Raw genomic sequence first — 247 nt, 5'->3', positions numbered from 1 at the left:
AAGATGTGGCCCTCTTTTTCGCTCTGTGCCTGGAGGATTTTGAAGATCAGATCTTGCTTGCGGAGCCCACTGGCTCCGGGAATCTCAAGCGTGCGCGCAATGCGGCTCAGCTCGGTAATATTTTTTTCTTTTAGTTCTGCGATGGTCACAATTCACCTGCGGTGGGAGGTTGGAAGGAGCAAGTTGGGAAGGGGGTCGTACAGGAGGGGTCGTACTCTACGGGTGCTGGGCTTGAAGCCGCCGCAGC

1 protein-coding gene is annotated in these 247 nt (G+C 55.5%); it reads right to left on the bottom strand.

Going from position 1 to position 247, the window contains the following annotated elements:
• Positions 1-149: Rho termination factor N-terminal domain-containing protein (locus tag AC5IJH_RS18640; RefSeq protein ID WP_491904307.1), on the bottom strand; the 149-nt coding region annotated here is incomplete at its 3' end.
• Between the last annotated feature and the right edge of the window lie 98 nt (positions 150-247).

Origin of the sequence: Candidatus Dedyshia acidiphila (assembly GCF_051025295.1) — a bacterium.
Classification (GTDB): Bacteria; Acidobacteriota; Terriglobia; order Terriglobales; family Acidobacteriaceae; genus KBS-83.
Note: the sequence above shows the minus strand (reverse complement) of the source record. Positions and strands in the feature narration are given on the sequence as shown.